6 protein-coding genes are annotated in these 8,085 nt (G+C 37.6%); 3 read left to right on the top strand and 3 right to left on the bottom strand.

The genetic code is table 11. From position 1 onward, the window contains the following. The first annotated feature begins 307 nt into the window (after positions 1-307). The gene (locus tag J7338_RS19540; RefSeq protein ID WP_210798639.1) at positions 308-1,567 is read left to right on the top strand and encodes an aromatic amino acid transport family protein; all 1,260 of its coding nucleotides are present in this window, start codon (positions 308-310) and stop codon (positions 1,565-1,567) included. A gap of 355 nt (positions 1,568-1,922) precedes the next feature. On the opposite strand, the gene J7338_RS19535 is transcribed toward J7338_RS19540, so the two are convergent. Together J7338_RS19535 and J7338_RS19530 are read right to left on the bottom strand one after the other, a co-directional pair. Next, positions 1,923-2,402 carry a DUF6795 domain-containing protein gene (locus tag J7338_RS19535; protein ID WP_210798638.1) on the bottom strand — a complete coding sequence of 160 codons (480 nt, stop codon included), beginning with the start codon at positions 2,400-2,402 and terminating at the stop codon, positions 1,923-1,925. 112 nt (positions 2,403-2,514) lie between these two features. Further along, on the bottom strand, positions 2,515-2,706 hold the full coding sequence (locus J7338_RS19530; protein ID WP_064668708.1) for a hypothetical protein: 192 nt from the start codon (positions 2,704-2,706) through the stop codon (positions 2,515-2,517). A 224-nt stretch (positions 2,707-2,930) separates the two neighbouring features. Between J7338_RS19530 and J7338_RS19525 the strand changes: the two genes are divergently transcribed. Both J7338_RS19525 and J7338_RS19520 read left to right on the top strand, forming a co-directional pair. Further along, positions 2,931-3,680 (top strand): tetratricopeptide repeat protein, encoded by a 750-nt coding sequence (locus tag J7338_RS19525; RefSeq protein WP_210798637.1) that lies wholly within the window; start codon positions 2,931-2,933, stop codon positions 3,678-3,680. Positions 3,681-4,296: 616 nt separating this feature from the next. Next, a complete protein-coding gene (locus J7338_RS19520) occupies positions 4,297-6,963 on the top strand; it encodes a P-loop NTPase fold protein (protein ID WP_210798636.1) in 2,667 nt (888 codons plus the stop codon). Positions 6,964-7,314: 351 nt separating this feature from the next. Here J7338_RS19520 and cysQ read toward each other — a convergent pair whose 3' ends face one another. Next, positions 7,315-8,085: a 3'(2'),5'-bisphosphate nucleotidase CysQ gene (cysQ, locus tag J7338_RS19515; protein WP_210798635.1), complete on the bottom strand. Its 771-nt coding sequence runs from the start codon at positions 8,083-8,085 to the stop codon at positions 7,315-7,317.

Genomic DNA, 8,085 nt, shown 5'->3' with positions numbered 1-8,085 from the left:
GCGTTTAAAATGTGAGTTAGCGAACGCTTGACATAGGGCGCGAAAAGTTTTTTTTTATAAAACTCGAAACTCGAAACTCGAAACTCGAAACTCGAAACTCGAAACTCGAAACTCGAAACCTCGCAAATTTATTTCCTCTATCAGCTAATGAATTTTGATTTTATGGCTGTTTCAAATTCATGACAGTAAGTAACTCAGTAATTACAAAATAGGCTGTAATATTTAGTGAATTATGTCGCCAAAAACTGAAATAATGTGTTGATTTCTATATGATCTTGCCAAATTATTATACTAATAGGTGAAGTGCATGAACTCTTCCACAGATGCTGCGCAGTTTGGAGCATCGACAACAAGTAAATCGAAATGGAACTTTCATGATACCCAGTGGGTATTAAGTCTTTTTGGGACCGCCGTTGGTGCGGGTATTTTGTTTTTGCCAATTAATATTGGTATTGGTGGTTTTTGGCCACTGATCATTTTAGCGTGCATGGCGTTGCCGATGACATTTTTAGCCCACCGTGGCTTAGCGCGTTTTGTGTTGTCATCAAATAACAAAGATGCTGATTTTACCGATGTAGTTGAAGAGCATTTTGGTGTTAATGCAGGTAGATTAATTTCATTATTGTATTTCTTATCAATATTTCCAATTCTACTGATCTATGGTGTTGGCCTCACAAATACTGTTGATAGTTTTATGGTAAACCAATTAGGTATGGAAGCACCTTCTAGAGTATTGCTTTCAGGAGTTTTAGTTGCAGGTATGATCAGCTTGATGCTCGGTGGTGAAAGGCTAATGTTGCGTGCTTTTGCTATTTTAGTGTATCCGTTAGTAGGGATTTTATTGTTTTTATCGTTGTATTTAATTCCGAGCTGGCAAGTACCAAATATGGCCTTTCCTGAGTTTGCAGGCTTTAGTAAAACGTTATGGCTGTCAATTCCTATTATAGTGTTCTCATTTAGCCACGCAGCGGCGATCTCAAGCTTTGTAAATGTACAACGAGGTCATTATGGTAACCAAGCTACAGCTAAGTCAGAGGCGATTTTAAAGCGCACTAGCTTACTGCTAATTGTATTTGTGTTGTTATTTGTATTCTCCTGTGTACTCTCTTTAACGCCAGAGCAAATGCTGCAAGCTAAAGCACAGAACGTTTCAGTGTTATCTTACCTAGCGAATGTGACAGACAATTCATTTATCGCCACCTTTGGCCCGCTAGTCGCGTTTATTGCTATCACTTCATCTTTCTTAGGTCATTTTTTAGGAGCAAGAGAAAGCTTTAATGGGCTTGTTACTAAACAAACAAATTTGTCGCTGAAAAACGCTGACAAAATTGGTGTTGCTATCATGTTTTTTGCTATTTGGTTTTGTGCTGTTAAAAACCCAAGTATCTTAGATATGATGGATCAACTATCAGGGCCGATTATTGCGATGATATTATTTATCATGCCAATGATTGCTGTTTATAAAGTTCCAGCATTACAAAAGTACCGTGGCCGTTTTAGCACCTTGTTTGTGTTAGCGGTAGGCTTATTAGCGGTAGCTGCTTTGATTTATGGCTTTGTTGCTTAGCGAGTAGCTTTAGAGACTTTAGTTAGATTAAATGAAAGCCCTGTAGGTGACAAACTTACAGGGCTTTTTAGAGTATGGCTTCTTCGAGCTAAATAGCGTTAATTAATCTACTGCCGACAGTGCTTTTTGAGCTATTTTATTAACCATCTGTAGTGTTTTTTCAAATACCCACTTAATAAATTCAGCTGATAACTCTTTTATTTTAGTTCGAGCATAGCCTGCCAATGCAAGCAAACCATTTGTTGGAGTGTTTTATAGGTCAAAAGAAAAGTTGTTTTCTAAAGAGTTTGACGTAACTATTGAGTATCGACTTCTTCGGTCTGCTTTCTTTATGTCATAAGAAATTTTAGCTAATTCAGCGCATAAAATGGGTGATAAAGTTGCCATTATAAGCCCTTTTAATTTTGTTTTCCCAGCGAGCAATACTTTTGATAAAGTGTTCGTCTAATGGATCCTCAGGGTTAATTAGGTGATGTTTTACTTCTTTATCCGTTAAATCTGCTTTTAAGTCTTTCAAAAGCTTTTTAAACTCTTTCGGGTTTTTTAGTCCATGCTGAAAACCTAACCAGAGGTTGTAAACCTCACCATCTTTTTCTAAATCTATGATTATTCTGACCACAGGCTCATGGAAAATACTTCCAGGTTTGCGAGATTTTAAAGATTTAGCTGGAAATGAGAAACAACCGTTTTCATCAGTATAAACACTATCTAGCTCTTCTTCTTCGTAGGTTAAGCTTCGTTCAATGAGTTGATTGGCTAATGGGATTCCATTATCGGACAGTTGACCTTTAACTTCTGGACATAACTCTACGGTATATCGAATTAAGCCGAGCATATATCGTTCCTTGTTAATAATCCATGCCTCTATAATTATCCATGAATTGAGTGAAGCATCAACATATTCAAAGAAAAGCCCTGTAGGTGACAAGCTTACAAGGCTTTTTAGTTTACGCGATTGCAGCTAGGGCACGACCTCTAATATCAGCGGCAAAGGCTAGGCCTTTTTTAAAGCTTGTTTCAGCAGCGCTAATCGCATCTGCATCGCCATTCGCTGCAAGTACAGCTTGGCTTAGTGCATTATAGAGATTTTTAATTTGCGCTTGGTAGGCTGAATCAATCGCACTTTCAATCGTTGTCATTACTTCTTCCCGTAGAATCAATTAATTGAACCGAGAATGTTAAAACACAATAGCTGATTTTACGAGAGGCTTTTTAGATAGAGGAATGTTTCATGACTAAAGCCTCTATGGAGCGTGAAGTGCCTTGGTGATTATTCATTAGTTGAAGAGTTCTAACTTACAACTTAAAATTGATGGTTTACAACAGTTAGGTCTATTTAACCAAAGTAGTAATGGAGATCAAAGTGGTCGATAAAGCAACCTTATACCTCGAAGATATCTTAGAGGATGCATTTTATTTTTTGCAGAATGGCGATGCGAAACAGGGTAAGTACTTGCTGAAAAAAGCAGCTAAAAAGTACCCACGTCATTACTTGACCTATTATGGGGTCGGTATAATGGCTGTACTCAAAGGTGATTATAACTTAGCTATACAAAACTTGCTGAAATCCATAGCAGTTAATGGTGAATATGCTTTAGCTCACTATAACCTGGCGATTAGTTATCAAAAAACTGGAAAGGTTGATTTATCTATTAAGCACTATGTTGCAGCATTGAAGCATGCGTCACCAGAAGATACAGACGTTATTACTGCGTCTAAAGAAATTGTTGAGTTAGTTGAAAAAGACTTGCCGACAGGTTTTACTATTGAACAGTACCTTGAAGATTCAGAACGTTTCGATAAGGGCTTTGAATTACTCCAAACAGAGCAGTACGAAAAAGCTATTCCCTTGTTTAAAGTGATTGCATCAAATCAGCCTAAGCATGTGCAGGCTAAAGGGAACTTAGGGATTTGTTATTTAATGTTACAGGATTATACACAAGCGCGAGATTACTTTGAGCAAGCGTTAGCGCTTGATCCAGACTATGAACCTGCAAAGAAAAACCTAGCTGTATTGAATAATATAGAAACTGGGCTGTTGAGTAAGCCTTTGAGTATGCAATCAACTTATTTTTATGCAGAAAAAGCAGCACAAGCGAATAAAATAACTTAGTAATCGAATGGTTCAAGCTTACAACTTATCGCTTAAAGCTGTACTGCTTTCTTTGGTTTAAATAGGTTGAATGTTGTAATACTCAACTCAACCTACGATGAACAATGTAATTATTTGCTCATTTTATCAAGGTCTGGCTTTAGTCTGACAATGTGACGGGATGAATCCCGACTTACAAAAGAACACCAATACCAAGTACTTCGGTGTCAGATATTTCATGCTTAAAGTCACTTATAGACGAAGGCTAAAACTGAAAACGACAAGCCAAAGTAAATGTTTGGAACCACCGAGGTTTGGAGGCGCTACGCGCTACACAGAGGAGTAAACCTCTGTGTAGTTGCTAGTTGTTTCTAATTTCAAGTAATTAAGTATAGACTGGGCTAGTTGCTTTAACTTGTTTACTTATAAGGAAATTACATTGTCGCAGTCTCTTCCTATTCCAGTCCAGCGTTGGCTATCACTGTTATTGTGCGCAATTACCGCAGCTGCGATTACGGTATTTGTAAGTAACATCAGTTTTGTACAGCAAGCCTATGCAAGCTGGGGCAGTATTTTAAATACAAGCCCCGCGCTACATTATAGTTTCGCGTTTTTAGCAGGCATTGGCATCAAGCTAATGCTGGATAAGTTTTATATCTCCCACGCCAAACGCAGTATTGGGTTTAGTTGGAAGTACCCGCCAATTACTATTGCTGTGTGGTTCTCGGTAATTGCAATACTTGTATATGTGTTCATTAGTGAACGCTACCAAGGCTATTTATTCGATGATGAGTTGCTTCACGCTAGCTTACGGTATTTGCACATTACGATTTTTGCATGCGCGCTGTATATCTCATTTCAAGAGCCGGGTGACAAAGCGAAAAAAGTATTTACTAAATCAACGGTGCTAATATTTTTATTGTTAGCAATATGCTTAGTTATCTCTGGTTATTGCGAAATGCCATGGCCGCTAATATCTACATTTATTTTACTTTATAGCATTGCAGTTATTCTTAGAATGAGAGTGAATTGTAGCTCTGAAGTTGTATCCACGAATAATGACATTGCTTTGAGTGACTCTGATAATGAATTTAGTGATTTAGAAGACTTTAGAGCTTGGTTTAAAGATGACTCAATAATCAAAAACACTGATAAATTAGAGCAAGATTTAAAGGTTTACGCTAATCGTATTACTGAGCGACTGCGCAATGGTGGTGATAAATATGAACAATATATGGCGCAGCATATTGCACTGTGTGGTCCATTTGGATGTGGTAAAAGTAGCATTGTCGCTGCAATAGCAAATGAGCTCAAAAAATCTAAAAAGGTAGAAGCTGAATTATCAGATGAAGAAAAGCTAAAAGTAGCACGACAAAACAAGATTAATTGGATACATAGTGATATATCAACGTGGGGCGCAGCTAGCGGCAGTGTTGCTCATGTTGTACTTAGCCATATTATTGATGATATCAGCCAGCACTTAGATATGTGCGCCTTTCGTGCGTTACCAAAACATTATACCGAAGCCCTAAAATCAGGCGGCAGCTTTTTTCAATTTGCATCTACATTGCTCGCAGGCCCAATTAATATTGAGCAAAGCTTTCAAAAGCTTAATGATGTTCTTGAAGTAACCAACCATAAATTACTGATCACCCTGCAAGACGTCGATCGTGGTACAGATGATGAAAGTGCAAAACGTTTAAATGATATCGCAGCATTATTGGATAGGTTAAAGGATAGAAAATTAAGTCATATTAATTTTATTATTGCTATGGGAAATACTAAAATTGAGCATATTGAAGTGTTGGGCAAGATAGCTGACTATGTTGAGACGATTGTAGAGCAAGATTTTAGAGATAAGTTATGTAAGTGGGCAGAATTAAGTACTAAAGAGATATTTAATAAAGAAATGGTTTTAACTAATGAACCATTTATTATTAATTTTAATAGATACACAAAATTAACCTCTGATATTTTTAGTGAAGAGCGCTACCTCCCTGGAATTATCGCTAGCAATTTAATTATTTCAATGCGCATGCTCAAACGTATCATGCGCCGAGTCGATAAATGTTGGGTAAATGAAAAACTTCTAGGGGAAGTGGCATTTGATTCTTTAATGCTACTAATGACTTTAAGAGAATTAAAACCAGTATTATTTAATCAGTTTATTAGTAACTATCCGAGGCTACTAAATGGTACAAGTTCCCATATAAATCCAGTTGAAGGCAGTAGAAGTATTAAAGAAATGTTACATGATCTAGTTACTAATAACTCCAGCCCTATTGAGAATAAAGTATTAACTTCACTTATCGAGTGTTTAGTTGATTTACCTGACCACTTAATGGAAGCTAAAGGTAATTTCGCTAAAAAAGATGGGAGAGATTATCTTCAAGGTATCGGTAATTCGCAATATACAGTGAATTATTTAAATAGAATTCTATTAGAAGCGGTTCCTAAAAATGAACTAAGAGATCAGGAGGTTTTGAAATACTTTAAGACGGTATCCCCTGAAAATGCAGCAGAATTAGCTAATCATATATGCACAGATCATCGTTGGTTAGTCAGTTTTGAACGTTTTAATGATATTTTTGGAGTTGGTGACGGTATTGAAGATAAGAATAAGAGAAAGTCATTAGCCTTTGCAATTTTAGACAATAAACAGGCTGAAAAGTCAGGTTTATTTTTACCTTCTAGTATTTTTGAAAATACGCTATTACGAACTGTTGTTATTGAAGGTCACTTTGAAGAAGTGTTAAATAAACTCGTTGGGATGGCATCAACTCAAGCTTTACTATTTAGAATCCTTACTTGGCATTATGACTCCCTTTTTATAGCTCGAGAGTTACCTAGCTTATTTGTTAAAAAAGATTCTAAAGGTGATTACTTTGATGTTGAAGAGTTAGAAGATCGCCATAAGATCGCTGAGAAAGCCAAAAGCTTTACGCAAAATATAGATTTCAGAAAATTTTTAATCGAAAACTTAGACCAACTAAATATGGAATCCATTGAGGTAATAATAAAGTATTTGGTATTTACACAATTTGATGATTCAAAATTCAACTTTAATGAAAAGAGGATGGAAAATATTCTTAGTCTTTGTTTAAATAGTGTTTCAGCAAATGCAATTCTTCTCCTTATAAATAATGCTCAATTTTCTGAATCTGAAGCTATTTATTTTCGTCAGCACCCACTAAAAGTTACGACAGATCAAAAGGTAGACTTAAAAAATAAAATTCAATGTTTTCAACATCAAGATATAACAGAGAATCAGAAATTTAAAGTCATCAATAATTTAGGTTTATGAGTAAGTTAGAGTTGAGCTTAGGCGAGATTCCGAGTTATTGTTTATAGCTTAGGTTTAAAACCTCTGTGTAGCGAAGTGACTCTGTGCTCTCGGTGGTGAAATTGTCTTTTAAATAGAATGCAGAGCATAATTAGTTACAGGGTCAACTATTCGTGGCTGAAGCCAACTCCTACGAGGTGGAATATGATACTTAAAACTTACCGCTTAAAACTCTACAGCTTGTGGCTTAAACATGCTGGGTTTCGCTTCGCTCTACCCAGCCTACGTCTCTGCACCCAACCAAGCCTCAGTGATAAATTTAACACTGTTTTGCTCTTAATCTGACGGCTGATAGCTTACAGCTGAAAGCTTTTACTCTTCTATCACACTCACCACAAAAAATGGATTCAAATACTCATCTTTTGTATTGTAAACAAGCGGGCTGCCGTCGAGTTTAGTGACTTTTGCGCCTGCTATTTCAGCAATCGCGTGACCTGCTCCGGTGTCCCATTCACAAGTTGGGCCTAGGCGTGGGTAGATGTCGGCGCTGCCTTCGGCGACTAAGCACAGTTTTAATGAACTACCTTTTGAGACCATTTCCACCTCGTCAAAGCGTTTTACAAAATCTGCTAAATCCGGTGATGGATGCGAGCGGCTGCCGACTACGCGAATAAGGCCTTTGTTTGCTTTGGTGGTGACTTTAAGCTCGATGCGCTCATCACCTCGGTCTTTAAATGCGCCGATTGCCTCTGCTGCCAGATAAGACACGCCTAGCGCAGGCGCATCTACTACCGCTAAGATAGGCTTGCCGTTTTCAATCAAGGCGATGTTAACGGTAAACTCACCGTTCTTTTTAATAAACTCTTTAGTGCCGTCGATTGGGTCAACCAGCCAATAGCGGGTCCACGTTTGGCGAATATCCCAGCTGATATCGGCACTTTCTTCACTTAATACTGGGATCTCTGGGGTTAAGTGGGCCAGGCCATTGGTAATCACTTTGTGAGCTGCAAGATCAGCGTCGGTTACAGGGCTTTCATCAGCTTTGTACTCAACGTTAAAATCCTTTTCGTAAATCCCCATAATAGCGCTGCCAGCTTGGCGGGCGAGGATCAGTATTTCTTCGAGCAGTTCCGTTTGGTTCAT

The organism is Pseudoalteromonas ostreae (assembly GCF_018069805.1).
Taxonomy (GTDB): Bacteria; Pseudomonadota; Gammaproteobacteria; order Enterobacterales; family Alteromonadaceae; genus Pseudoalteromonas; species Pseudoalteromonas ostreae.
The sequence above is the reverse complement of the archived record's forward strand: the minus strand, read 5'-3'. Positions and strand labels throughout refer to the sequence as shown.

Coding starts and splice junctions, on each gene's coding strand:
- J7338_RS19540 (WP_210798639.1), top strand. CDS start 308: ATGAACTCTTCCACAGATGCTGCGCAGTTTGGAGCATCGACAACAAGT.
- J7338_RS19535 (WP_210798638.1), bottom strand. CDS start 2,402: ATGCTCGGCTTAATTCGATATACCGTAGAGTTATGTCCAGAAGTTAAA.
- J7338_RS19530 (WP_064668708.1), bottom strand. CDS start 2,706: ATGACAACGATTGAAAGTGCGATTGATTCAGCCTACCAAGCGCAAATT.
- J7338_RS19520 (WP_210798636.1), top strand. CDS start 4,297: ATGCTGGATAAGTTTTATATCTCCCACGCCAAACGCAGTATTGGGTTT.
- cysQ (WP_210798635.1), bottom strand. CDS start 8,085: ATGAACCAAACGGAACTGCTCGAAGAAATACTGATCCTCGCCCGCCAA.